At 74.0% G+C, this 22403-nt stretch carries 25 protein-coding genes and 1 pseudogene; 18 read left to right on the top strand and 8 right to left on the bottom strand.

Annotated features, from left to right (window positions below; all coding sequences use genetic code 11):
* Nucleotides 1-5: 5 nt before the first annotated feature.
* On the bottom strand, nt 6-281 hold the full coding sequence (locus tag KZX60_RS03830; protein ID WP_248115715.1) for a hypothetical protein: 276 nt from the start codon (nt 279-281) through the stop codon (nt 6-8).
* 411 nt (nt 282-692) lie between these two features.
* On the opposite strand from KZX60_RS03830, the gene rlmN reads away from it, so the two are divergent.
* On the top strand, nt 693-2090 hold the full coding sequence (rlmN, locus tag KZX60_RS03825; RefSeq protein ID WP_248115714.1) for a 23S rRNA (adenine(2503)-C(2))-methyltransferase RlmN: 1398 nt from the start codon (nt 693-695) through the stop codon (nt 2088-2090).
* A gap of 160 nt (nt 2091-2250) precedes the next feature.
* Here rlmN and KZX60_RS03820 read toward each other — a convergent pair whose 3' ends face one another.
* The gene (locus KZX60_RS03820) at nt 2251-2733 is read right to left on the bottom strand and encodes a pyridoxamine 5'-phosphate oxidase family protein (RefSeq protein WP_248115713.1); all 483 of its coding nucleotides are present in this window, start codon (nt 2731-2733) and stop codon (nt 2251-2253) included.
* Nucleotides 2734-2856: 123 nt separating this feature from the next.
* Nucleotides 2857-3312, bottom strand: coding sequence for a type II 3-dehydroquinate dehydratase (gene aroQ / locus KZX60_RS03815; RefSeq protein WP_248115712.1), 456 nt, complete (start codon nt 3310-3312; stop codon nt 2857-2859).
* Nucleotides 3313-3478: 166 nt separating this feature from the next.
* Between aroQ and KZX60_RS03810 the strand changes: the two genes are divergently transcribed.
* Nucleotides 3479-4414: an aldo/keto reductase gene (locus tag KZX60_RS03810; protein WP_248115711.1), complete on the top strand. Its 936-nt coding sequence runs from the start codon at nt 3479-3481 to the stop codon at nt 4412-4414.
* Between the two features lie 155 nt (nt 4415-4569).
* The gene (gene trxA, locus KZX60_RS03805; protein WP_248115710.1) at nt 4570-4998 is read left to right on the top strand and encodes a thioredoxin; all 429 of its coding nucleotides are present in this window, start codon (nt 4570-4572) and stop codon (nt 4996-4998) included.
* Between the two features lie 15 nt (nt 4999-5013).
* Here the strand turns inward: trxA and idi are convergent, their stop codons facing one another.
* Nucleotides 5014-5589, bottom strand: coding sequence for an isopentenyl-diphosphate Delta-isomerase (gene idi, locus KZX60_RS03800; protein ID WP_248115709.1), 576 nt, complete (start codon nt 5587-5589; stop codon nt 5014-5016).
* 152 nt (nt 5590-5741) lie between these two features.
* On the opposite strand from idi, the gene KZX60_RS03795 reads away from it, so the two are divergent.
* The 9 genes from KZX60_RS03795 (at nt 5742) to KZX60_RS03755 (ending at nt 13093) form a co-directional block, all read left to right on the top strand.
* Nucleotides 5742-6305: a hypothetical protein gene (locus KZX60_RS03795; protein ID WP_248115708.1), complete on the top strand. Its 564-nt coding sequence runs from the start codon at nt 5742-5744 to the stop codon at nt 6303-6305.
* A 172-nt stretch (nt 6306-6477) separates the two neighbouring features.
* Entirely contained in the window at nt 6478-7539 is a 1062-nt protein-coding gene (locus tag KZX60_RS03790; RefSeq protein WP_248115707.1) for a polyprenyl synthetase family protein, read from the top strand.
* Nucleotides 7536-8471 carry a squalene/phytoene synthase family protein gene (locus KZX60_RS03785; RefSeq protein WP_248115706.1) on the top strand — a complete coding sequence of 312 codons (936 nt, stop codon included), beginning with the start codon at nt 7536-7538 and terminating at the stop codon, nt 8469-8471. The genes KZX60_RS03790 and KZX60_RS03785 overlap by 4 nt, the downstream gene beginning before the upstream one ends.
* Complete coding sequence (gene crtI, locus KZX60_RS03780; protein WP_248115705.1) at nt 8468-10159, top strand: phytoene desaturase family protein; 1692 nt, start codon at nt 8468-8470, stop codon at nt 10157-10159. The genes KZX60_RS03785 and crtI overlap by 4 nt, the downstream gene beginning before the upstream one ends.
* Entirely contained in the window at nt 10156-11040 is an 885-nt protein-coding gene (locus KZX60_RS03775; protein WP_248115704.1) for a prenyltransferase, read from the top strand. The genes crtI and KZX60_RS03775 overlap by 4 nt, the downstream gene beginning before the upstream one ends.
* Nucleotides 11037-11360: a lycopene cyclase domain-containing protein gene (locus tag KZX60_RS03770; protein WP_282442579.1), complete on the top strand. Its 324-nt coding sequence runs from the start codon at nt 11037-11039 to the stop codon at nt 11358-11360. The genes KZX60_RS03775 and KZX60_RS03770 overlap by 4 nt, the downstream gene beginning before the upstream one ends.
* Complete coding sequence (locus tag KZX60_RS03765; RefSeq protein ID WP_248115703.1) at nt 11357-11698, top strand: lycopene cyclase domain-containing protein; 342 nt, start codon at nt 11357-11359, stop codon at nt 11696-11698. Before KZX60_RS03770 ends, KZX60_RS03765 begins: the two co-directional genes overlap by 4 nt.
* A 1-nt stretch (nt 11699) precedes the next feature.
* Nucleotides 11700-12287, top strand: a complete 588-nt coding sequence (locus tag KZX60_RS03760) for a hypothetical protein (protein WP_248115702.1) — start codon at nt 11700-11702, stop codon at nt 12285-12287.
* Entirely contained in the window at nt 12284-13093 is an 810-nt protein-coding gene (locus KZX60_RS03755) for a glycosyltransferase family 2 protein (protein ID WP_248115701.1), read from the top strand. Before KZX60_RS03760 ends, KZX60_RS03755 begins: the two co-directional genes overlap by 4 nt.
* Here KZX60_RS03755 and KZX60_RS03750 read toward each other — a convergent pair.
* A complete protein-coding gene (locus KZX60_RS03750) occupies nt 13026-14687 on the bottom strand; it encodes an SDR family oxidoreductase (RefSeq protein ID WP_248115700.1) in 1662 nt (553 codons plus the stop codon). The two genes, KZX60_RS03755 and KZX60_RS03750, sit on opposite strands and share 68 nt — an antisense overlap.
* Before the next feature lie 105 nt (nt 14688-14792).
* Here KZX60_RS03750 and KZX60_RS03745 point away from each other — a divergent pair, with 105 nt between their 5' ends.
* From KZX60_RS03745 to KZX60_RS11950, 5 genes are all read left to right on the top strand, one after another.
* The gene (locus tag KZX60_RS03745) at nt 14793-18194 is read left to right on the top strand and encodes an SNF2-related protein (RefSeq protein WP_248115699.1); all 3402 of its coding nucleotides are present in this window, start codon (nt 14793-14795) and stop codon (nt 18192-18194) included.
* A 247-nt stretch (nt 18195-18441) separates the two neighbouring features.
* Nucleotides 18442-18918, top strand: coding sequence for a DUF2975 domain-containing protein (locus tag KZX60_RS03740; RefSeq protein ID WP_248115698.1), 477 nt, complete (start codon nt 18442-18444; stop codon nt 18916-18918).
* Nucleotides 18919-18920: 2 nt separating this feature from the next.
* Entirely contained in the window at nt 18921-19160 is a 240-nt protein-coding gene (locus KZX60_RS03735; protein ID WP_248115697.1) for a helix-turn-helix transcriptional regulator, read from the top strand.
* A gap of 125 nt (nt 19161-19285) precedes the next feature.
* Entirely contained in the window at nt 19286-19696 is a 411-nt protein-coding gene (locus KZX60_RS03730; protein ID WP_248115696.1) for a hypothetical protein, read from the top strand.
* An 11-nt stretch (nt 19697-19707) separates the two neighbouring features.
* A complete protein-coding gene (locus KZX60_RS11950; protein WP_282442578.1) occupies nt 19708-19830 on the top strand; it encodes a hypothetical protein in 123 nt (40 codons plus the stop codon).
* A gap of 10 nt (nt 19831-19840) precedes the next feature.
* Here the strand turns inward: KZX60_RS11950 and KZX60_RS03725 are convergent, their stop codons facing one another.
* Complete coding sequence (locus KZX60_RS03725) at nt 19841-20455, bottom strand: YetF domain-containing protein (protein ID WP_248115695.1); 615 nt, start codon at nt 20453-20455, stop codon at nt 19841-19843.
* Nucleotides 20456-20565: 110 nt separating this feature from the next.
* Here KZX60_RS03725 and KZX60_RS03720 point away from each other — a divergent pair, with 110 nt between their 5' ends.
* The gene (locus KZX60_RS03720) at nt 20566-21549 is read left to right on the top strand and encodes a hypothetical protein (RefSeq protein ID WP_248115694.1); all 984 of its coding nucleotides are present in this window, start codon (nt 20566-20568) and stop codon (nt 21547-21549) included.
* Nucleotides 21550-21573: 24 nt separating this feature from the next.
* Here KZX60_RS03720 and KZX60_RS03715 read toward each other — a convergent pair.
* Nucleotides 21574-21876: pseudogene (locus tag KZX60_RS03715) on the bottom strand (integrase core domain-containing protein); the annotation flags it as partial.
* A gap of 4 nt (nt 21877-21880) precedes the next feature.
* The coding region (locus tag KZX60_RS03710) for an IS30 family transposase (protein WP_248115693.1) at nt 21881-22403 on the bottom strand (523 nt) is incomplete at its 5' end.

Here is a 22403-nt window from a genome sequence, read left to right as displayed (position 1 = left end):
GCGGCTCAGGCGGCCTGGGCGACCCCGTGGGCCGCGACATGCGCGGCCTCGCGCAGGCGGCGGCCGGCCTCGTGCTCGGCGAGGGCCGGCAGGAACGTGGTCAAGCGGGCCTCGGCCTTGAGGTCGGCGACGACCGCGCGGACGGTGGCGCGCACGGCGTCGGCGGGGACCTCGTCCGCGAAGCGCTGGGCGAGCTTGTTCTCGACGCGGGCCAGCACATGGCGCTGCATCAGGGGGCTGGGGGCGGTGGGCAGGTGGTGGTCGGTGTTCGGGGTGGTCATGGGGATGACTCCTCTCTGAGCCGGGCGTGACACTCGGCGGCTGATGCGGGGCGGGCCCCGCCGGATGGATCGATGTGTCCCACCCTTCCAAAGTGAACGAAAGGTGAACAACTTGTTAACCAGCCTACTCGGGCGGCGGGATTTGGCAAGTCTTCGCCGGTGGTCCGGAGCGTCCGTCGAACCCTCGGAAGGTCCCTCCAAGGTCCAGAAGATGCCGGAATCGTGCGGATCCGGGCGATGGGTCCCTGGTCGGTGAGACCTCGGGCGCAAGGTAAACGAAAGGTGAACGCAGCCATGGTGCCCCTGTCCTGGCCGGCGGGGCGCGGTGGCGCGCCGGATCGTGCGGGGGCTGCCGACGTCGTCGTGAACCGACCCGCCGGGACCGCCGCCCCGTCTGGGAGAATGGACGGGATGTCTGACTACCAGCCCCGCCGCCCCGGCTCGAAGCCCGCCCCCGCCCATCGCACGGACCGCACCGGCAAGCCCGCGTTCAAACGGCCCGAGCGCGGCATGATCGACGAGTCCGAGGCCCGCCAGCTCGCCGAGGACCGCGAGCGCATGCACCGCGCTGGGGTCGGCCACCAGCTCTCCGCGCCGAAGCGCCGCGAGGCCGCGGCCGCCGAGCGCCCCCAGGTGATGCCCAAGACCGAGGGCTGGGTCCAGCCCATGGGCCCGGACGGACGCCCGCAGCTGCAGTTCAAGCAGCCGCGGGTCTCCCAGCCGCCGCAGCACCTCGCCGACCTCACCCTGGCCGAGCGCCAGGAGAAGGCGAAGGAGATCGGCCTGCCCGCGTTCCGCGCGAAGCAGCTCTCCGTGCACTACTTCGAGCACTTCACCACGGACCCGGAGCAGATGACGGACCTGCCCAAGGACAAGCGCGAGGCGATCGCCGAGGCGTTCTTCCCGCCGCTGCTCACCGAGGTCCGCCGCATGGAGACCGACCGGGGGGACACGATCAAGTTCCTGTGGCGCCTGTTCGACGGCGCGCTCGTGGAGTCCGTGCTCATGCGGTACCCGGGGCGTGTGACGCTGTGCGTGTCCAGCCAGGCCGGCTGCGGCATGAACTGCCCGTTCTGCGCCACCGGCCAGGCGGGGCTCACCCGCAACATGTCGACGGCGGAGATCGTCGAGCAGATCGTCCGCGCCAACCAGGTGATCGCCGCGGGCGGCCTCGGCGGCAAGCGCAAGGACGGCGGGCACGACGCCGACCGCGTCACCAATGTGGTGTTCATGGGTATGGGCGAGCCGCTGGCCAACTACAAGCGGGTCATCGCCTCGGTGCGCCGCATGGTGGACCCGGCCCCCGAGGGCCTGGGGATGTCCGCGCGGCACGTCACGCTCTCCACGGTCGGCCTGGTGCCGGCCATCCGCAAGCTGACGGAGGAGGGCATCCCGCTCACCTTCGCGCTCTCCCTCCACGCCCCCGACGACGAGCTGCGCGACGAGCTCATCCCCGTGAACTCGCGGTGGAAGGCGGACGAGGCCATCGACGCCGCCTACGACTACTTCGTGAAGACCGGCCGGCGCGTGTCCATCGAGTACGCGCTGATCAAGGACATGAACGACCACGCATGGCGCGCCGACCTGCTGGCCAAGAAGCTCAACGCGCGCGGCAAGGGCTGGGTGCACGTGAACCCCATCCCGCTGAACCCGACGCCGGGCTCCATCTGGACCGCCTCGGAGCGGGACGTCACCCGCGAGTTCGTCGACCGCCTCAACGCGGCCGGCATCCCCACTACGCTGCGCGACACCCGCGGCAAGGAGATCGACGGCGCGTGCGGCCAGCTCGCGGCCGAGGACGAGGACTGACCCCGGCGCTTTCCCTGACGAAACCGGGTTTCCCGGTCACTCGCACTCGTGGAACGGGGGCACCCGCACCCGACGGCGCCCCGCACCTCTTCTCCCAGAGGTGCGGGGCGCCGTCGTCGGTCTCCAGCTCGGGGCCTTGCCGAATCCGCCCCTCAGCGGATCAGAACTCCACGGTCGTCGAGTCGCCCGGCTCGGCGGTGCCGCCGGTGACCTTGGCCTTCACGACCTCGACCGCGGTGGCCACCGCGCCCGCGGATTCCCAGTACTGCGCGGACTCGGCGTCCACGCCCACGAGCACGATCTGCGGATCCTCGGGCGTCGAGCCCTCACCGAAGAAGGACTCGTTGACGGCGCTCCAGTACGTCCTCTTGCGCTCGTCGTCACGGACCACCTGGCCGTGGCCGGAGACGGACGCCCAGAAGGACTTCTCCTGGACCGCCACGTTCACGGGACGCTGGGCGGCCTCGTCGGCGACGTCGGAGCTCGCGCGGGTCATGAACCACAGGGTGCCGTCCTGCTCGGCCTCCTGCAGGCCCATGGGGCGGGTCACGAGGTGGCCGTCGGCCTCAGAGGTGGTGAGCATGGCGAGACGGACGTCGGCCAGCCTCTCGAGCAGGTGGGTGCGGGGGTCCTTCTCAGCCATGACGGCTCTCCTTCGGTCTCACGGTCAGTGCGTGACGCCGACGCTAGGCCCCTGCATCGGGGCTCGGCCAGGCTCGGGCGCCGGAGGCGCCGCGCGCCGGACGACGGCGGCCGGCGTCGTGCTTCAGCCCTCGGACGCGAGGTGCGCGATCTGCTCCACGGCGTACGCGTAGCCGTGCACGCCCGCACCGGCGATGACCGCCTCGACCACGGGGGAGAGGTAGGAGTGGTGCCGGAACGGCTCGCGGGCGTGCACGTTGCTCAGGTGCACCTCCACGGCCGGGATCTCGACGGCGGACAGCGCGTCCCGGATCGCGACGGACGTGTGGGTGAAGCCGCCCGGGTTCAGCACGATCCCGACGGCGGCCTCCCGCGCCTCGTGGATCCAGTCGATCAGCACGCCCTCGTGGTTGGACTGGCGGAACTCCACGGCGAGGCCGTGCTGCGCCGCGCGCGCCTCGGTGAGGGTGCGGACGTCGTCGAGGGTGGCCGTCCCGTAGACCTCCGGCTCGCGCGTGCCGAGCAGGTTCAGGTTCGGGCCGTTGAGGACGAACACGGTGCGGGCGCTCTGGTCGGTCATGGCGTCTCCTGGGGGTGTCGGAGGGAAGGGCGGGGCGGGCGGACGGGGCCGGACGGCGACGGCGTCGTCCCCTGCGAGCGTACGTCGCCGGCGCCGTCCGCGACTCGCGCGCGGCCCGGTCTGCCTGCTTCCCTGGAGGCGGCCCCACCAGAGAGAAGGACGACCAGTGACGACTGACCCGCACGCCGCGGAGCCCCGCGGCCCCCACGCCGCCGCCCCCGACCTCACCGCGCCCGACCTCGGCGCCGACGTCCCCGCCACCGTCACGCTGACGGGCACGGGCGTGGCTGGCGTCGAGATGCCCCGGATCGGGCTGGGCACGTGGCGCCTGGCCGGGGAGGAGGGCGCCGACGCGGTGCACGCGGCCCTCGCGGCCGGCTACCGCCACGTCGACACGGCGGAGAACTACGGCAACGAGGACGCGGTGGGCCTCGCCGTCGCCCGGGCCCTCGCCGAGGGCGTGCTCACCCGCGACGAGCTGTTCCTCACCACGAAGTTCAACAGGGAGCACCACGGCGGCCCGGAGCGGGTGCGGCCCGCCGTCGAGGCCTCCCTGCGCCGCCTGGGCGTGGACCATGCCGACCTCGTGCTCATCCACTGGCCCAATCCCGAGCAGGACCGGTACGTGGAGACGGCGGCCGCGCTCGCGGGCCTCGTGGAGACGGGCCTGATCCGCGCGTGGGGCGTCTCCAACTTCACGGCCGAGCACCTGGACCGCCTCGCGGAGGCCGGACTGCGGGCCCCGGTCGACCAGATCCAGGTGGACCCCGTGGCCGCGATCCCCGGCTGGCAGGCCGCCGTCCACGCGCACGGCGCCGTGGTCACGGCCTACTCGCCCATCGGCCGCGCCGAGCTCGGCATCGAGACCCGCGAGGCGATCACGGCCGCCGTCGCCCGGACGGGGCGCACCGTGCAGCAGGTGGTGTTGCGCTGGCACCTGCAGCACGGGCGCGTCGTCATCCCCAAGTCGGCGGATCCGGCGCGCCAGGCCGAGAACCTGGACCTCCTCTCCTTCTCCCTCACGCCCGCGGAGATGGCCGGGATCGACGCGCTCGACGACGGCTCCGGCCCCCGGCAGCACCCGGAGACGTTCGGGCACTGAGCGCGCCGGAACCGGCGCGGTGCCGGGGGTCCCGCGCGCGGGGACAGAGGCGCGGGGGCGGAATAGCCGCGCTCCACGGCCTGTTCCACCCCGTGAACCACTGACGACGCCGCCCCGCTCGGGCGCCGACGTCGCCACCGATGAAAGGACCTCCCATGGCCACCACCGATCTCACCCTTGACGCCTTCGGCTCGACCGTCTCCGAGAACGACACCGTCCTGGTGGACTTCTGGGCCTCGTGGTGTGGCCCGTGCCGACAGTTCGCCCCCGTCTTCGAGGCCGCCTCGGAGAAGCATGAGGACGTCGTGTTCGCCAAGGTGGACACCGAGGCCGAGCAGCAGCTCGCCGCGATGGCCGGGATCACCTCGATCCCCACGCTGATGGCGTTCCGCGGCGGCGTGCTCGTGTTCTCCCAGGCCGGCGCCCTTCCCGGCTCGGCGCTCGATCAGCTCCTCGAGCAGGTCAAGGGCCTGGACGTGGACGAGGTGCGGCGCATGGCGCAGGAGTCCGACGCCGCCGAGCCCGCCCCGGAGGAGGCCGTGGAGTCGGCTGCCGCGCAGCTCGACGAGGTCAACGGCCGCTGACGCTCCGCCCCCGTCTCACCCGGCGTCGAACGCGCCCTGCTCCCACTGCGCCACGAGCCACGGGCTGAACGCCCGCGGCACGGCGGCCAGGGCGGCGGTCAGCTCGGCGACGCCCACCCAGCACCACTCGGCGACCTCGTCCTCCTCAGGGGCGGGGTCGCCGTGCAGTGTCGCGCGGAACACCGGGCAGACCTCGTGCTCCTCCACGCCGGCCGCGTCGGCCGCGCGGTACCGGAACCCCGGCAGCAGGGGAGCCACGTCCGCCACCTCCACCCCCAACTCCTGGGGCGCCCGGCGGCTCACGGCCTCCTCGGGGGTCTCGCCGACGGCGGGATGGCCGCAGAACCCGTTGGTCCACACGCCCCCGAAGGCCTTCTTGCCCAGGGCCCGGCGCGTCAGCAGGAAGCGGCCGTCGGGGCTGTAGACGTGGCACGAGAACGCCAGGTGCAGCGGCGTGCCGCCCTCCGCGACGTTCCGGTGCACGGTCGCCTTCGGCTCGGCGCCGACGGGAGTGCCGTCCGCGTCCAGGAGCACCACCCGCTCCACGTCGGAGGCGGTGGCGTCGGAGGCATGCGGGCCGGCGGTGTCCATGCGCACCAGTGTGACAGGGCGCGCCCGGGGGTCGCCCCTTCGGTGTGCGCCATCTCACTCTGCCCTGTGATACGCGTCTGACCTGTGGCGATAGAATCCCCCGCGAGCGTCCCGTTCCGTGGGCCGCACCACCGTCGTCCAGGAGGACCTCCATGACCCTCGCCCTGCCGCGCCCCGCCCGCCTCACCGCGCTCTCCGCCGCCGCCCTGCTCGCCCTCACCGCGTGCGGCGGCCAGGACACGGCCGAGTCCTCGGCCTCGTCCCCGGAGGCCGGCGCCCCGACGTCGGCCGCGGCCTCGCCGACGGAGTCCGCCTCGGCCTCGCAGGCCGGATCCTCCTCCGCCGCCCCGGTGGAGCATGGGCCGGGCACGTGCTTCACCGCCCCTCTGGGTGCGCGCGACCTCTCCAACTTCGAGGAGACCGACTGCGCGGAGGAGCACACGGCGGAGTACCTGTGGCCCGTCCCCGCGGTCGCCGAGGGCGAGGAGGCCTCCTCCACGTCCGCCGCGGTCTGCCAGGCCGCAGGAGAGCGGCTCTCCGAGCGTGAGGAGATCGGCGCGGGCACGGTGCTCTCCGCGGCGGAGCTCAGCTCCTTCGGCACGGAGGGCACCCACTGCGTGGTCTACGCGGTCTCCGGCCAGTGGAAGGGCCAGATCGTAGACCCGGCGACCACGCTGGAGAAGGCGGCGCAGGAGGCGCCCGCCGCCACGTCCTGACGCTCGCTCCGCCGGTCCACTCCCGTGCGCGGGACCGCGGCGTCCGGGAGTGGACCGGCGGAGCAGAGGCGCGCTAGCGTGGCGTGGAGATTCGACCGTCGAACTATTTTCGGCACGCCGCGTTCCCCGCACCGGCCCCATCCTCACTCGCACCGCCAGCCCAGGAGGCCCCATGCCGGATCCCGACGCCTGCTCCCGCATGTCCGGCATCCTGGACGAGGCGCTCACCCACGCGGCCTCGCGGGCTCCTGACTCCGCCGCCTTCGCGGGCCTGGTCGAGACGCTGCGCGCCCCGGTCGCCGGGGGCAAGCTCGTCCGACCGCAGCTCGTGGACCTCGGCTACCGCGCGGCAGCCGGCGGCCCGGTCCCGCCCGCGGACCGGGCCGCGGTGGACCGTCTCGGCGCGGCGTTCGAGCTGCTGCACACCGCGCTGATCGTGCACGACGACGTGATCGACCGCGACACCGTCCGCCGCGGCCGCCCCACGGTGGCGGAGGAGCACCGTGTGCGCCTCGCCGCGGCGGGCGTGCCCGCGGGAGAGGACGCCCACGCGGGGCTCTCCGTGGCCGTGATCGCGGGGGACGCGCTCCTCGCCGAGGCCCTGCGCCTGGCCGTGACCTGCACCCCGGACCCGGTCCGCGCGGTGCCGGTGGCCGTCGTCGTGATGGACGCCGCCACCGCGACCGCCGCCGGCGAGCTCGAGGACGTGCTCCTGGGCCTGGCCCGCCACACCGGGGACGAGCCGGACCTCGCGCGCATCCTGGCGATGCAGCGCCTCAAGACGGCGCGCTACTCGTTCGAGGCGCCCCTGCGCGCCGGCGCGCTCCTCGCAGGGTCGTCCGAGGAGTTCGCCGCGGCCCTGGCTGACGTCGGCGCGGACCTGGGCGTGGCCTACCAGGTGGTGGACGACGTCCTCGGCGTCTTCGGCTCCCCCGCGGCCACCGGCAAGTCGGCCGCGGGGGACCTGCGCGAGGGCAAGGCCACCGTGGTCACCGCGCACGGCCGGCGGGACCCGGCCGTGCGCGCCCTGCTGGACCGCGCCGCGGCCTCCACGGACGCCGTCGACGCCGCCCGGCGCGGCCTCGAGGGCGCCGGCGCGCGCGAGCACGCCCGCTCCGTGGCCGCCGAGCTCGTGGAGCGCGGGCGCGCCCGCCTGGCCGCGCTGCCGCTCGGCACCGCGGAGCGGTCGGAGCTCGAGGCCGCGTGCCGCGCCGTCCTGGAACGTGAGGCGTGAGCGTGGGCGCGCCCGTCTCCGACCCCGTCTCCACCCCCGTCTCCGACCTGGACCGCTACACCCGCACCGCCCTCGCGGCGTCCGGGCGGGTCATCGGCCGCTACTCCACCTCCTTCTCCTGGGCCTGCCGCACCCTTCCGGCCGCCCAGCGCCGGGACATCGCCGCGATCTACGCGATGGTGCGCGTGGCGGACGAGATCGTGGACGGCACCGCCGCGGCCGCCGGCGCGGACCCGGCCGAGGTGCGGGCCGCCCTGGACGGCTACGAGGCCGCGTGCGAGCGCGCCATGGCGAGCGGGTTCTCCACGGACCTCGTGCTGCACGCGTTCGCCGACGTGGCCCGCCGCCACGGGATCACCCCCGCGCTGACGGCCCCCTTCTTCGCCTCGATGCGCGCGGACCTGTCCACGAGCGAGCACGGCGAGGAGTCCCTGGCCCGGTACATCCACGGCTCCGCCGAGGTGGTGGGCCTGATGTGCCTGCGGGTGTTCTTCTCCCTGCCCGGCACCCGCGCGGACACCCCGGCCGGGCGGGAGCTGCTGACGTCGGCGGCGTGCCGGCTGGGAGCGGCGTTCCAGAAGGTCAACTTCCTGCGGGACCTGGCGGCGGACCACGACGGCCTGGGCCGCACCTACCTGCCCGGCGCCGCCCCGGAGGTCCTCACGGAGGAGCGCAAGGCCGAGCTCGTGGCGGACCTGCGCGGCGACCTCGACGCCGCCCTGCCCGGCATCCGCGCCCTCGACCCGCGGGCCGGCCGGGCGGTGCTGCTCGCGCACGGCCTCTTCGCGGAGCTGGCCCGCCGGATCGACGCCGCCCCCGCCGCCGAGCTGGCCTCCCGCCGCGTGCGCGTGCCGGACGCCGTGAAGGCCCGCATCGCCGCGCGCGTCCTGGGGGCGAGCGCCCTGTCCCGTGTCCGAGGAGGAACCCGATGAGCACCCGTCCGCGCCGCGTCGTCGTGATCGGCGGCGGCTTCGCCGGCCTGGCCACCGCGGGGCTGTTGGCCCGCGACGGGCACGCCGTCACCCTGCTGGAGCGCAACGCCGAGCTGGGCGGCCGCGCCGGGCGGTGGAGCGCCGCGGGCTTCGCGTTCGACACCGGACCCTCGTGGTACCTCATGCCCGAGGTGATCGACCGCTGGTTCCGGCTCATGGGCTCCTCCGCCGCCGAGCAGCTGGACCTGCGCCGCCTCGACCCGGCCTACCGCGTGTATTTCGAGGGGCACGACGCCCCCGTGGACGTGCTCACGGGGGGCGCCGAGTCCGCCGCGCTCTTCGAGGGGATCGAGCCCGGCGCGGGGGCCCGGCTGGGGGAGTACCTCGACTCCGCCGCGCGCGTCTACGCCCTCGCCAAGCGCCACTTCCTCTACACCGACTTCCGCCAGCCGCTCGCCCTCGCGCACCCCGAGGTCCTGCGCGCCCTGCCGACGCTCGGCCCCCAGCTGCTCGGCGGGCTGCGCGAGCACGTCGCGGCCCGGTTCCAGGACCGGCGCCTGCGCCAGATCCTCGGCTACCCCGCGGTCTTCCTGGGCACCTCCCCGCGCCGCGCCCCGGCCATGTACCACCTCATGAGCCACCTGGACCTGGTCGACGGGGTCCAGTACCCGATCGGCGGATTCGCCGCCCTTGTCGACGCCATGGCGGACCTGGCACGGCAGGCCGGCGTCGAGATCCGCACCGAGGCGGAGGTCACCCGCATCGAGGTGGAGGACGCCCCGGCGCCCCGCACCCGCGCCGCGCGCGTGCGCGCCCGCCTGGCCTCCCCACGGCGACGCCGGCGCACGGGCCGGGCGACCGGCGTCGTCTGCCGGGACGCCGCGGGCACCGAGCGCCGCCTGGACGCCGACGCCGTGGTGGCCGCCGCGGACCTGCACCATGTGCAGACCGCGCTGCTGCCGCCGGCTCAGCGGGTGCCCGAGTCCGCATGGGACCGCCGCGACCCCGGCCCCTCCGGGGTGCTCGTGTGCGTGGGCGTGCGCGGCGCCCTGCCGCAGCTGCTGCACCACACGCTGCTGTTCACCGCGGACTGGGACGACAACTTCGGGCGCATCGAGTCCGGGCGCATGCTCGCGGACGACACCTCGATCTACGTCTCCCGCACCTCGGCCACCGATCCCGGCGTCGCGCCGGAGGGGGACGAGAACCTCTTCGTGCTCGTCCCCGCGCCCGCCGAGGTGGGCTGGGGCCGCGGCGGCATCCGCGTCCGCGACGGTGAGGGGTGGCGCGTGGAGGAGCCCGGCGACCCCGTGGTGGAGGCCGTGGCCGACCGCGCCCTCAACCAGCTCGCGCGCTGGGCGCAGATCCCGGACCTCGCCGAGCGGATCGAGGTGCGCCGCACCTACGGGCCCGGGGACTTCGCAGCGAACGTGAATGCGTGGCGCGGCTCCCTGCTGGGTCCGGGGCACACGCTGGCGCAGTCGGCCATGTTCCGCCCGCCCGTGCGGGACGCGGGCGTGGCCGGGCTCGTCCACGTCGGCTCCTCCGTGCGGCCGGGCATCGGGGTGCCCATGTGCCTCATCTCGGCGGAGATCGCGCGGGAGGCCGTGGGGGAGCACCTGGGCGTCCCCGCGCCCCGGCCCGGTGTCCCACTGCCGGGGGAGTCCGCGCGGGAGGACCGCGCGTGATCCGCACCCTCTTCTGGGCCTCGCGCCCCGTCAGCTGGATCAACACGGCGTTCCCCTTCGCGGCCGCCGTGATCCTCACCGGCGGGCTGCCGGCGTGGCTCGTGGTGCTGGGCGCGGTGTTCTTCCTCGTGCCGTACAATCTCGCGATGTACGGCATCAACGACGTCTTCGACTACGCCTCGGACCTGCGCAACCCGCGCAAGGGCGGGGTCGAGGGATCGGTGCTCGCCGATCCCGCCGTGCGCCGGTCCGTCCTCGCGTGGTCCACGCTGCTGCCCGTGCCGTTCGCGGCCGTGCTCGCGGGCTGGTCGATCGCGCGGGGCGAGTGGGCCGCCGTCGGGGTGCTCGTGGTGAGCCTGTTCGCGGTGGTCGCCTACTCGTGGGAGGGCCTGCGGTTCAAGGAGCACCCGTTCCTGGACGCGGCGACGTCGGCGACGCACTTCGTCTCCCCGGCCGTCTACGGGCTCGTGCTGGCCGGTGCCGCGTTCACCCCCGCCCTGGGGGCGCTGCTCGGCGCGTTCTTCCTGTGGGGGATGGCCTCGCAGATGTTCGGCGCGGTGCAGGACGTGGTCCCGGACCGCGAGGGCGGCCTGGCGTCCGTGGCCACCGTGCTCGGCGCCCGCCCCACGGTCTGGCTCTCGGCGGCGCTGTATGCGGCCGCGGGGCTGCTGATGCTGGGCACCGAGTGGCCGGGCCCGCTCGCCGGGCTGCTGGCGGCGCCGTACCTGCTCAACGTGCTGCGCTTCCGGGGCGTCACCGATGCGACGTCCGGTGAGGCCAACCGCGGCTGGAGGCTCTTCCTGCCGCTCAACTACGGCGTGGGGTTCGGTGTGACCATGCTGCTGATCGGCTGGGCGTTCGCGCGGGAGGGGGCGGCATGATCTACCTGCTGATCCTGCTGGGCGTGATCGGGTGCATGGCGCTGCTCGACCGCCGCTTCCGTCTCCTCCTGTGGCACCGCCCGGCGGCCGGCGCCGCGGTGCTCGCCGTGGGGCTGGCCTACTTCCTGGCGTGGGACGTGTGGGGGATCGCCGAGGGCGTGTTCCTGCACCGCGAGTCCCCGTACATGACGGGCGTGATGGTGGTGCCCCAGCTGCCCCTGGAGGAGTGCTTCTTCCTGCTCTTCCTGAGCTACATCACCATGGTCCTGTTCACGGGGGCCCTGCGGATCCTCGAGCACGTCAGGGGGAGGGGCGCATGACGTTCTGGGAGCTCAACGCGGTGTTCGTGGGCGCGGCGCTGGCCGCCGTCGCGGCGGCCGCGCTCACGGGGCGCCTGCGCCGCGCGCACGCCGCGGCCATGGCGGCGAGCGTGGTGGTGCTCTGGATCCTCACCGCGGTGTTCGACAACGTGATGATCGCCTCCGGCCTGTTCGACTACGGCCACGACCTGCTCTCCGGGCTCTACGTGGGGCTGGCCCCCATCGAGGACTTCGCGTACCCGCTGGGCTCCGCCCTGCTGCTCCCCGCGGTCTGGCTGCTGCTGACGGGCCGGCGCAGTGAGCACCGGGATGACCGGCACCGTGAGGACGGCCGCTGACGTGCTCCCCCTGCTGCCGGCCGACCTGCTGCGCGCCCTCGGCCTCGCCCTGATTCCGCTCGCGGGCGCCGAGGCCGGCTGGCCGTCCGCGGCCGTGATGTTCCTGGTGTTCGGCGCGCAGTGGCAGCTGCGCTGGCTCGCCGGCGGGAGCCTGCTGGACTGGGCCGGCCAGGCCGTGCTGCTGACCGCGGGGTGGTTCAGCGTGATCGGGCTGTACCACCGCGTGGGATGGCTGGACGTGCTCACCCATGCGGCCGCCTCCGCCGTGATCGCCGCCCTCGTGGCGGTCACGCTGCGCTCGTGGCTGCGGCGCCGCGGCGTGGACGCGGGGGAGCTCGCGCGGCACGTCGGCCTCGGGCTCGCCCTGCTCGTGCTCACCGCCCTGACCGTGGCGCTCGGCGTGCTGTGGGAGATCGCCGAGTGGTGGGGCCACCACGCGGTCAGCGAGGAGATCGGCGTGGGCTACGACGACACCCTGGGGGACCTCACCGCGGACCTGGTCGGCGCACTGGCCGGCTCGGCCCTCGTGGTGCGGGCGGCGGCGCCGGCACCGGCGGCAGCTCCCGTGCGCTCGGCGGACGGCCCGTGAGCGCCTCCTCCGCCGCGGACGGCCACACCGTCAGCGTGGTCATCCCCGTCCTCGACGATGCGGCCCACCTGCGCGTGTGCCTCGCCCACCTCGCCCGGCAGACGCGGCCGGCGGACGAGGTCGTGGTGGTCGACAACGGAAGCCGCGACGACTCTGCGGCCGTCGCCCGGTCCTTCGGAGCGCGCGTGGTGGCCGAGCCCGAGCGCGGGATCCCGGCCGCGTCGGCCGCCGGGCTGGACGCCGCCGTCGGGAGCCTGCTGCTGCGCTGCGACGCAGACACCCGCGCCCCCGCGGACTGGATCGAGCGGATCGTGGCGCGCTTCGCCGCCGAGCCCGCGCTGGACGCCCTGACCGGGCCGGGCGTGTTCTACGACCAGCCGGGACGGCGCGGGCGCGTGCGATCGCGAGCCTACGCGGCCGCGTACCGGTGGGCGGCGGGCGCGGCGCTCGCGGGCACCCCGGTGTGGGGGTCGAACCTCGCGCTGCGGGCGGAGGCGTGGCGGGAGGTGAGCGGCCGCGTCCACCGGCGCCGCCCGGACGTGCACGACGACCTCGACCTCTCCTTCCACCTCGCCCTCGCCGGCCGCACGGTGCGGTTCGACCCGCAGCTGCGCGTGGGCGCGGCGGGGCGGATCTTCCACTCCCTCGGCGAGCGGGTGCGGCAGGGCCGCATGGCCGCCGCCACCCTGCGCGTCAACTGGGCGATACTCCCGCCCGGTCTGCGGTGGGTGCGGCGGCTCAGCCCCGATCGCCCTCGCTCTCCTCGTTCTCCTCGCGGGTGGAGCGGTCCAGCGGGTTCTTCCTGATCGGCAGCCGGTCGGCGAGCACGCGCACGAAGCTGCGCGTGCGGGTCCGCTCGCCCCCGGTCTTGCGCCGCTGCGCCTCGGCCAGGATGTTGGCCGCCATCTCCGGGAAGACCACGGCGTGGAACGGGAGGATGGCCGTCCAGTAGGCGCGGCCCAGCAGGCCGTCCGGCATGAAGACGGCCCGCTGCCGGTACACGCAGCCGCCGCCCTCGCGGGGCTGCGTGGACAGCTGCAGCCAGGCCCGCCCGCCCGCGCGCATCTCCGCGCGCAGGGTGAGGCGGCGGCCGGGCTCGATGTCCTCCACGCGCCACCAGTCCACGACGTCCCCGCGACGCAGGTGGTCTGCGTCGCGGCGTCCGCGGGCCAGGCCGGGGCCGCCCAGGGCCTTGTCCATGACGCCGCGGATCCGCCACAGGTAGGGCGTGGAATACCAGCCGTTGGCCCCGCCCACGGACTCGATGACGGGCCAGACGTCCTCGGCGGCCAGGTCGGACTCGCGCTCGCGGTCGTCCGTGTAGACCGTGTGGCCGGTCCACTCGGGGTCGGAGGGCAGCGGCGCGGCCGGGTCGGCCACCGAGAACTCGTCCGCGTCCCAGATGACGTCCAGCGGGCCGGACTTCTCCCGGGCCAGCGCGCGGCGCACCGCCTCCCGGTAGTCCGTCAGGCCGCCCGGCGGGTCCGGGATGATCTCCGCCACCCGGTGGTCCGAGGTGACGGCGTCCTCCTGCAGGGAGGCCGCCAGCGGCATCGCCACGCCCACGGGGATCGGGGTGACCAGGCCGATCCACACGCCGGAGAGGTGCGCGGCGGGGATGGGCAGGGGGATCACGGTGCGCTTGGACAGGCCCGCCACTTCGGCGTACTCGGTCAGCAGCGAGGCGAACGCCTGGGGGGTGCCGTCTCCGATCTGGGCGCGGGCCTGCACGGGCTCGGGCAGGGCGCACGCCTGGGCGAGGTAGTAGAGGACGTCGCGGATGGCGATGGGCTCCACCATGTTCGTCAGCCACGTGGGGCCGGGCATCACGGGGAGGCGGTCCGAGAGGTGGCGGATCATCTCGTAGGACGTGGAGCCGGAGCCGATGATCACGCCGGCCTCGAACACGAGCGCGGGGGTCGCTGCCTCATCCAGGCGGCGGGCCACGAGCTCGCGCGAGCGCATGTGGTCCGAGAGCTCCTCCACCGGCTTCTCATCCGGGTGCAGGCCGGAGAGGTAGACGAGCTGGGCGACGCCGGCCTCGTCCGCCGCGGTGGCGACGACGTCGGCGATCCTCTGCTCGCGGGCCACGAAGTCGCCCTTGCCGCCCATCGAGTGCACGAGATAGAGCGCGGTGTGCACGTCCTCCATGGCGGCACGGACCTGCTCGGGCTCCGAGAGGTCCGCCTGGACGACCTCCACCGCGTCCGACCACGGACGCCCCTGGAGGTCATCCGGACGGCGGGCGGCGGCGCGCACCGTGAAGCCCGCGGCGACGAGCTCGGGGATGAGGCGGCCGCCCACGTAGCCGGTGGCACCGGTGACGAGCACGCGGCGGCCGGCCCCCTCGGGGAGGGCGAGGCCGAGGAGGGAGTCGGGGCGGTCGGCGGAGGAGGTCATGGGATCACCCTAGAGAGCCCCCCGGACCCGAGACGAGAGCCCACGGGCGCGGTGTGGCCCACAGGCGTTCGCGACGGGGGAGTCCGCCGTGGGAAACTGTTCGCTATGGCCATCGCAGACTCCGGAGACGTCCTGCCGCACCTGCGCACCGAGGCCATCCGGGCCGTCGTCGGCTCCACGATGGCCGACCGCGGGTTCGAGATCGCGGCGCGCGGCGCCGTCGGCCGCCTGCGCTACGACGCCGGCCAGGGGCTCCTCACCGCGTCCGTCCAGGGCTCGGCGCCCAGCCCCTACCGCGTGCGGGTGCACGTGCAGGAGGCGTTCGCCCCCGGCGAGGACGCCCCGGCCCAGGCGGAGCCCGTCGGCGGGCAGTGCACGTGCCCGGTGGGGACGGACTGCAAGCACGTGGCCGCCGTCCTCTACCAGGTGGTCCGCCTCGACGCCGGCCGGGCCCTCGACGACGCGCGCCGCAAGCTCGCGGACATGGTCACCACGGCCGACGCCCTGCCCGTGCCGCCCTCCTCGGACCCCGACGCCGTGGCTGCCGCGGCCCGGGAGCGCTCGGCCGCCCGCGGCACGGGCCTCGACTGGCGCCGCGTCATGGAGCCCCTGGCCGGGCTCGACGCCCCGCGCCGGCTCGGGGCGGCCCCGCCGCTGGGGATCGGCGTGGAGCTCGTGGCCGAGTCCTCCCGCAACGTCTACGCCCAATGGGGCCCCGCGCCCGCGGGCGAGGAGCACCTGCGGGAGGGCCGCCCGCTGTACGTGATCGTCCGCCCCCTCAGGCGCGGCGCGAAGGGCACCTGGATCAAGGGCGGGCTCACGTGGCGCGCCTTCCAGTTCCCGCGCGCCGAGTTCGCCCCGGCCCAGGAGCGGGCGCTGCGCCTCATCTGGCGCCAGCTCATGGCCGAGGACTCCTACCCCACGGACGCCTGGTTCGGCCTGCACGGCTTCGACTCCCCGCGCATCTGGCAACTCCTCGCCGAGGCGCAGTCCGCGGGCGTCGAGCTGGTGCCGCTGGGCCTGCTCTCCGGGGTCGTCCTCGACGATCCCGCCGCCGTGGGCCTCGACGTGACGCGCGCCCCGGGCGGCGGCCTCGAGGTCGCCCCCTCGCTGAGCACCATGCCCGGCGGCATGGCCGGGGTGCAGGTGGTGGGCAGCGTGGGCTTCTACCGCGTCACCGACGACGACGGCGGGTTCACCCTGCACCTCATCCCCGCCGTCGCCCCGGTCCCGGAGGCCGTGCAGCAGCTCGTGCTCGCGGGCGAGCCCGTGCGCGTGCCCGCCGCCGACCAGGACGAGTTCCTCAACCGCGTGTACCCGCGGCTGCGTGCCGCCCTCGAGGTGGCCAGCCCCGACGCGTCCGTGGAGCTGCCCGAGTTCGAGCCCCCCGTGCTGCGCCTGCGCGCCGACTTCCAGAAGGACCACCGCCTCGTGCTGCGCTGGTCCTGGCTGTACTTCGACCCGCCCCGCGAGCTCGGGATGAACCCGGCGGGGGACACCCTGCGGGACGTCCGCCATGAGGACGCGGTCCTGCGCGCCGCCGCCGAGGCCTGGCCCCGGGCGGGCCGGGCCGAGGAGCAGGTGCTCGAGGGCGTGGCCGCGGCGCGCTTCTCCGAGACCGTGCTGCCGCAGCTGCAGCGGCTGGACCACGTGCGCGTGGACGTGCGCGGCGAGCGCCCCGAGTACCGCGAGCTGACGGCGGCGCCGCGGATCGAGGCGAGCACCACCGCCGCCCGCAACGACTGGTTCGACCTGGGCGTGCAGGTCTCCGTGGACGGGCACGTGCTGCCGTTCGCGCAGCTGTTCACCGCCCTCGTGCAGGGGCAGAGCTCGCTGATCCTCTTCGACGGCTCCTACCTCTCCCTCGACCATCCGGCGTTCGAGCGGCTGCGCGCGCTGCTCTCCGAGGCCGCCACGCTGCAGGAGTGGACCCCGGAGAACCCCTCCGTGTCCCGGCATCAGGTGGGGTTCTGGGAGGAGCTCAAGGAGCTCGCCGACGAGACGACGGAGGATCCCGCGTGGACCGCCGCCGTCGGCCGCCTCGCCGCCATGGAGCGCCTGCCCGAGGCGCCTGAGCCCGCCGGGCTGCAGGCGGACCTGCGCCCGTACCAGCAGGAGGGGCTGCGCTGGCTGCACTTCCTGTACGAGCAGGACCTCGGGGGGATCCTGGCCGACGACATGGGCCTCGGCAAGACCGTGCAGACTCTCGCGCTCATGGCGCACGCCCGCGCCGCGCACCCCGGCCGCGCGCCGTTCCTGGTGGTGGCGCCGAGCTCGGTGGTGTCCGTGTGGGCCGCGGAGGCGGCCAAGTTCACCCCCGGCCTGGACGTGCGCGTGCTGGACACCACCACGCGCAAGCGGGGAGCGGACGTGGAGACGGCGGTGGCCGGCGCCGACGTCGTGGTGACGAGCTACACCCTGCTGCGGATCGACGCCGCCCAGTACGGGAGGGTGACGTGGGGCGGCGTGGTCTACGACGAGGCGCAGTTCCTCAAGAACCGCGCCTCCAAGGTGCACGCCGTGGCCCGGGACCTGCCCGCCCCGTTCCGTCTGGCCATCACGGGCACGCCCATGGAGAACTCGCTCAGCGACCTCTGGGCGCTGCTCGCCGTCGTCGTGCCGGGGCTGTTCCCGAGCCACCGCCGGTTCCGCGAGGCGTACGTGACGCCCATCGAGTCCGGGGAGCACCCGGAGCGGATGGCGGCCCTGCGCCGCCGCGTGCGCCCGTTCATGCTGCGCCGCTCCAAGGAGCTCGTGGCCAAGGACCTGCCGCCCAAGCAGGAGCAGGTGCTGCGCGTGGAGCTCGAGCCGAGCCATCGCAAGGTGTACGACCGCGTGCTGCAGCGCGAGCGCCGCAAGGTGCTGGGGCTGCTGAGCGACGTGGACGGCAACCGCTTCACCATCTTCAAGTCGCTCACGCTGCTGCGCATGCTCGCGCTCGCGCCGCAGATCGTGGAGGGGGAGTACGCCTCCATCCCCTCCTCGAAGCTGGAGCGGTTCCTGGACGACCTCACGGAGATCCTCGCCGAGGGCCACCGCGTGATCGTGTTCAGCCAGTTCACGAGCTTCCTCAAGGTGATCGCCGAGGAGCTGGACGCCATGGAGGTGGAGCACGCCTACCTCGACGGCGGCACGCGCGGCCGCGCCGAGGTGATCCGCGGCTTCCGGGAGGGCGAGGCGCCGGTGTTCCTCATCTCCCTCAAGGCCGGCGGCTTCGGCCTGACCCTGACCGAGGCCGACTACGTGTTCCTCATGGACCCGTGGTGGAACCCCGCCGCCGAGGCACAGGCGGTGGACCGCGCACACCGCATCGGCCAGGAGCGCACCGTGGTGGTCTACCGCATGGTCTCCGAGGGGACGATCGAAGAGAAGGTCCTCGAGCTGCAGCGACGCAAGGCCGAGCTGTTCGGGGCGCTCGTGGACGAGTCCGACGACTCCGGCGCGGGCGCGTTCACGGACTCGTTGACGGCCGACGACATCCGGGAGCTGCTCGGCGCGGACGACTGACCCCCGCCGACGAGACGCTTTCGTTCGGGAAACGGCACGTGCCGGGACGCTTTCGTTCGGGAAACGGCGCTCCCGGCCGCGGGCGGTGCGGACCCATCGCGAATCCGCTGCGGTTCTGACCCTTCTGGGAGCCGAATCTGCGGTCAGAAGGGTCACAACTGCAGTGGATTCTCTTTGGGTCTCGTCTATGGTCGCCCTGCGATGGAAATCTGTTGACTCTCGATAGATGATCATCGAGACTCAAGCCATGAACCGCACTCTTGCCCTGGCCCTCCAAGTCCTGTCCGTCGTCGGGATCCTCGGGATCCTGGCCCTCCAGGTGTGGGCGATCCCCGCCGTCGCCGCCTCGATGGCCGCGGAGTACCCCGAGTTCGCCTTCGCGCAGTGGCCGCTGACCGTGGCGCTGATCGCCGCCCTCGTGGCGATCCAGGTGGCCCTGGCCGCCGTCGTGCGCCTCCTCGGCCTGGTCCGGGCCCACGAGATCTTCCGCGGGGCGGGGCTGCGGTGGACGGCCGTGATGATCGGCGCGCTCGCCGCGGCGTGGGGGATCGTGGCCGTCACGACGGTCTGGCAGACCGCCGCCGGCGCGTCCAACCCGGGCCTTCTTCTCCTGGAGCTGCTCGCCCCGCTCGTCGGCGGCGCGGTGATCCTGCTGCTCGTGGTCATGCGCGGCCTGCTCGCGGACGCGACCGCGCTGCGCGTCGAGATGGACGAGGTGGTCTGAGCGTGCCGATCGTGGTGAGGATCGACGTCGAGCTGGCCCGCCGCAAGATGGGGGTCGCCGAGTTCGCGGAGCGGGTGGGCATCACCCCGGCCAACGTGGCCGTGCTGAAGAACGGGCGCGCCAAGGCCGTGCGGCTGGCCACGCTCGACGCGATGTGCCGGGTCCTGGAGTGCCAGCCCGGCGACCTGCTGGAGTGGGTGCCGGACGAGGACCACGACGACGACGGCGCCGACGACCACTGACCCCTCCTCACGAATCCACTGCGGTTCTGACCCTTCTGGAGCCCTGATTGGAGCTCAGAAGGGTCAGAACTGCAGTGGATTCCCGGTGGGTGGATGTTTCGCCGCCCTGCCCCACAATGGAGCCCATGATCCGCGTCGAGCAGGCCCCCGCCGCCCACGAGCGCGACTGGCGCTGGCTCGACGAACCGGCCCCCGCCGTCGTCAGCGGCCTGGCGCTCGCCGCGCTGCACGTGACCAGCGGCGCCGGCGGCGGGCTCCTGACCGCGGTGCCCGGGGCGACGACGGCGGCCGGGCTCCTCGCGCTGCTGGCGGTGCTCCTGGTGGTCGAGTCGGCGGAGCGGGCGCGTCCGTCCGGGCCGACGCTGCCCCGGCGGTCCCTCCTGTGGCTCGCCGCGGTGCCGGGGCCGGCGTCGCGGACCGGCTGGACGCCCGCTGGCCGCTGGTGCTGTCCGCCCTGGCCGGCGCCGCCGCCCAGCCCACGCTCCTGCGGGCGGTGGATCCCGCGCCGGCCGGGGTCCTGGTCCTCAACGGGCTGATCATGTCGGTGGTGGTGCTGATCCTGCTGACGGTGATGACGTGGCTGCGGGCGCGCTCGCCCGGGGGCCGGCTGCACCGGCGGGGGGAGTTCGAGGACGGCCACGACGACGACGGCGGCCCCGGCCGGGCGTGAAGGCCGCGGCTCAGTCCGCGTCGTCGTGGAGGTGCTCCGAGCCGATGGCATCCCCCAGGAGGTCGAGGTCGATCGGCTCCCCGGCGCGGATCACGCTGAGGCGGCCGCTGGCCTCGAGGATGACCGCCTGGACCTCGCCGAGGTGGCGCACCCCGGCTGCGCGGAGGGCCGTGTTGAGGTGGCCGCGGGTGACGCGCCCGCGGCGCGCCTGGTCGGCGAGGACTCGGCCGCGGGCCACGATCACGCGGGCGCGGCCGCCCATCGTACGGGCGCCGCGCACGGTGCCGGTGAGGGTGCCGAAGACCGCCTCGAGCACGGCGAGCGTGGTCAGCCCCACGACGCCCGCGGCCAGCGTGGGCGGGTGTCCCAGGATGACGCGGCCTGCCACAGCGCCGAACATCAGGGCCACCACCGTGTCGAACACCGAGAGCCCCGTGATCAGCCGCGCGCCGAACACCCGGAGCAGCAGGAGTGCCGTGAGGTAGATCCCGAGTGCGCTGAGCACCACCACCGGGACCCGCCACAGCTCCATCCCCAGGTGCTCCGTCAGCGCGGCGGGCCACCCCTGGGGCGGTGTCCAGCCCAGCACGGGGGCGACGGCGGAGGCGGGGTGGGCGGCGGACATGCGCCCATCCTCCCAGGGGATGTCGCAGGGGCACGTGTTGAGAATGGATCGCAACAGTGTTTAGTGTGAACGGGTCGCAACAAGCCTGAGCCGCACCGACTGGAGACCCCATGACCCCGCACCCGCAGCGCCGTTCCCGCCGCGCCGCCTCCACGTTCACCGCCACCCTCGCGGCCGCCGCCGTCGCACTCACCGCGTGCTCGGACGGCACCGGGTCCGCCGGCCCGACGCCGTCCCCCGCCCCTGCCCTCGCCTCCGGATCCACCTCCGGATCCGACGCCGCCTCGTCCGTGCCCGAGTCCGACTGGGTGGACCCGACCGAGTCCACCGAGGTGACCACCGTGACCCCGCGCATCCTGCTCTCCCACCAGGACGGCCTCACCCTGCTGGACGCCGAGTCCGGCGAGGTGGTGACGGAGCAGGCCGTCCCCGGGTTCAAGCGCCTGGCCAACGCCGGCAACGGCAAGGACGTCATGGTCGTCACCGGCCACGGCTGGGAGGTGTTCAACGCCGGCATCCAGGCGAAGGCCCACGGCGACCACGTCCACAACTACGAGTCCGAGCCGGGCATGACCGGCGTGACGTTCCCCGGCGACCACGCCGGGCACGTGGTCACGCACAACGGCCAGACCACGCTCTTCGCGGACGGCACCGGCAGGATCCAGACCTTCGAGTCCGCCCACCTGGACAAGGCCACGTGGGACCTCATGCCCGTGATGGAAGAGACCACGACGACGGCCCCGCACCACGGCGTGGCGCTCGAGCTGGCCGACGGGTCGCTGCTGACGACGCAGGGCACCGCGGACTCCCGGGACACCGTGCAGGTGATCGACCGCGCGTCCGGTGAGGTCATGGCCGAGACCGACGACTGTCCCGGGGTCCACGGAGAGGCCGCCGCACAGCCGACGGAGGCGGGCGACGTCGTCGTGCTGGGCTGCGAGAACGGGCCAGTGGTGTATCGCGACGGCGAGTTCCACAAGGTGCCGGCCGAGGGGTACGTGCGCAACGGCAACCTCGCCGGGCTGGAGTCCTCACCCGTGGTGCTGGCCGACCGGAAGGTCGAGGGGACGAAGGTCGACGGCGAGGAGACCTGAAGCGCCCTGGGTTTCGTTCCGAGGTCAGGACGCAACGGGCGCTGAATCCTGATCGTGAGTGTAGGCGGCCTCGACCTCTGCGGGAGTGCGGTAGCCGAGGGTCTCATGCAGGCGGGCGGTGTTCCACCAGTGCACCCACCCCATGGTGGCCAGTTCGACCGCCTCGACGGACTCCCACACCCGCTTGGAGTGGATGAGCTCGGCCTTGTAGAGCCCGTTCACGGTCTCGGCCAGGGCGTTGTCGTAGGAGTCGCCCACGGTGCCTACCGAAGCCGTCACCCCGGCGGTGATGAGCGCGTCCGAGTACGCCAAGCTGACGTACTGGGCGGGTTCAACCGGTCGTTGCAACACCGTGCGTTGAGAGCGAGCGTAGCTGCTCGGCGAAGACCTCCGCGGGAGTCTTCCAGTCCAGGACCTTCCTGGGCCTGTTGTTCAGCGTGTACGCGACTGCTGCGAGGTCCTCGGCCGACCATCTCGACAGGTCCGTGCCCTTGGGGAAGTACTGCCGCAGCACCCCGTTCGTGTTCTCGTTCGTCGGCCGCTGCCACGGCGAGTGGGGGTCAGCGAAGAACACCTTCGTGCCCGTGGCCATCGTGAACTGGACATGCCCGGCCAGCTCCTTGCCCCGATCCCACGTCAAGCTCTGACGCAGCTGCTCCGGCACCGTCGCCATCGCCTTGATCAGGGCCGCGGTCATCGCCTCGGCCCCGTACCCACCCAGCGACGGCCCGTTCTTCACCGGCGGCTGCTCACCCCATCCCTCCAGGCGGGGCAAGTGGACCAGGATCGTGGCCCGGCTCTTGCGCTCGGCCAGAGTCCCGATCGCTGAACGCTCGGTCCCGATGATCAGGTCC

This window comes from Micrococcus sp. EYE_212 (genome assembly GCF_023147585.1).
GTDB lineage: Bacteria > Actinomycetota > Actinomycetes > Actinomycetales > Micrococcaceae > Micrococcus.
This window is presented reverse-complemented; position numbering and strand designations above follow the sequence as displayed.

Bases quoted from the DNA above. Each gene is read 5' to 3' on its own strand.
- KZX60_RS03830 (WP_248115715.1), bottom strand. From the start codon at position 281: ATGACCACCCCGAACACCGACCACCACCTGCCCACCGCCCCCAGCCCC.
- rlmN (WP_248115714.1), top strand. From the start codon at position 693: ATGTCTGACTACCAGCCCCGCCGCCCCGGCTCGAAGCCCGCCCCCGCC.
- KZX60_RS03820 (WP_248115713.1), bottom strand. From the start codon at position 2,733: ATGGCTGAGAAGGACCCCCGCACCCACCTGCTCGAGAGGCTGGCCGAC.
- aroQ (WP_248115712.1), bottom strand. From the start codon at position 3,312: ATGACCGACCAGAGCGCCCGCACCGTGTTCGTCCTCAACGGCCCGAAC.
- trxA (WP_248115710.1), top strand. From the start codon at position 4,570: ATGGCCACCACCGATCTCACCCTTGACGCCTTCGGCTCGACCGTCTCC.
- idi (WP_248115709.1), bottom strand. From the start codon at position 5,589: ATGGACACCGCCGGCCCGCATGCCTCCGACGCCACCGCCTCCGACGTG.
- KZX60_RS03795 (WP_248115708.1), top strand. From the start codon at position 5,742: ATGACCCTCGCCCTGCCGCGCCCCGCCCGCCTCACCGCGCTCTCCGCC.
- KZX60_RS03790 (WP_248115707.1), top strand. From the start codon at position 6,478: ATGCCGGATCCCGACGCCTGCTCCCGCATGTCCGGCATCCTGGACGAG.
- crtI (WP_248115705.1), top strand. From the start codon at position 8,468: ATGAGCACCCGTCCGCGCCGCGTCGTCGTGATCGGCGGCGGCTTCGCC.
- KZX60_RS03770 (WP_282442579.1), top strand. From the start codon at position 11,037: ATGATCTACCTGCTGATCCTGCTGGGCGTGATCGGGTGCATGGCGCTG.
- KZX60_RS03765 (WP_248115703.1), top strand. From the start codon at position 11,357: ATGACGTTCTGGGAGCTCAACGCGGTGTTCGTGGGCGCGGCGCTGGCC.
- KZX60_RS03750 (WP_248115700.1), bottom strand. From the start codon at position 14,687: ATGACCTCCTCCGCCGACCGCCCCGACTCCCTCCTCGGCCTCGCCCTC.
- KZX60_RS03745 (WP_248115699.1), top strand. From the start codon at position 14,793: ATGGCCATCGCAGACTCCGGAGACGTCCTGCCGCACCTGCGCACCGAG.
- KZX60_RS03740 (WP_248115698.1), top strand. From the start codon at position 18,442: ATGAACCGCACTCTTGCCCTGGCCCTCCAAGTCCTGTCCGTCGTCGGG.
- KZX60_RS03730 (WP_248115696.1), top strand. From the start codon at position 19,286: ATGATCCGCGTCGAGCAGGCCCCCGCCGCCCACGAGCGCGACTGGCGC.
- KZX60_RS03725 (WP_248115695.1), bottom strand. From the start codon at position 20,455: ATGTCCGCCGCCCACCCCGCCTCCGCCGTCGCCCCCGTGCTGGGCTGG.
- KZX60_RS03720 (WP_248115694.1), top strand. From the start codon at position 20,566: ATGACCCCGCACCCGCAGCGCCGTTCCCGCCGCGCCGCCTCCACGTTC.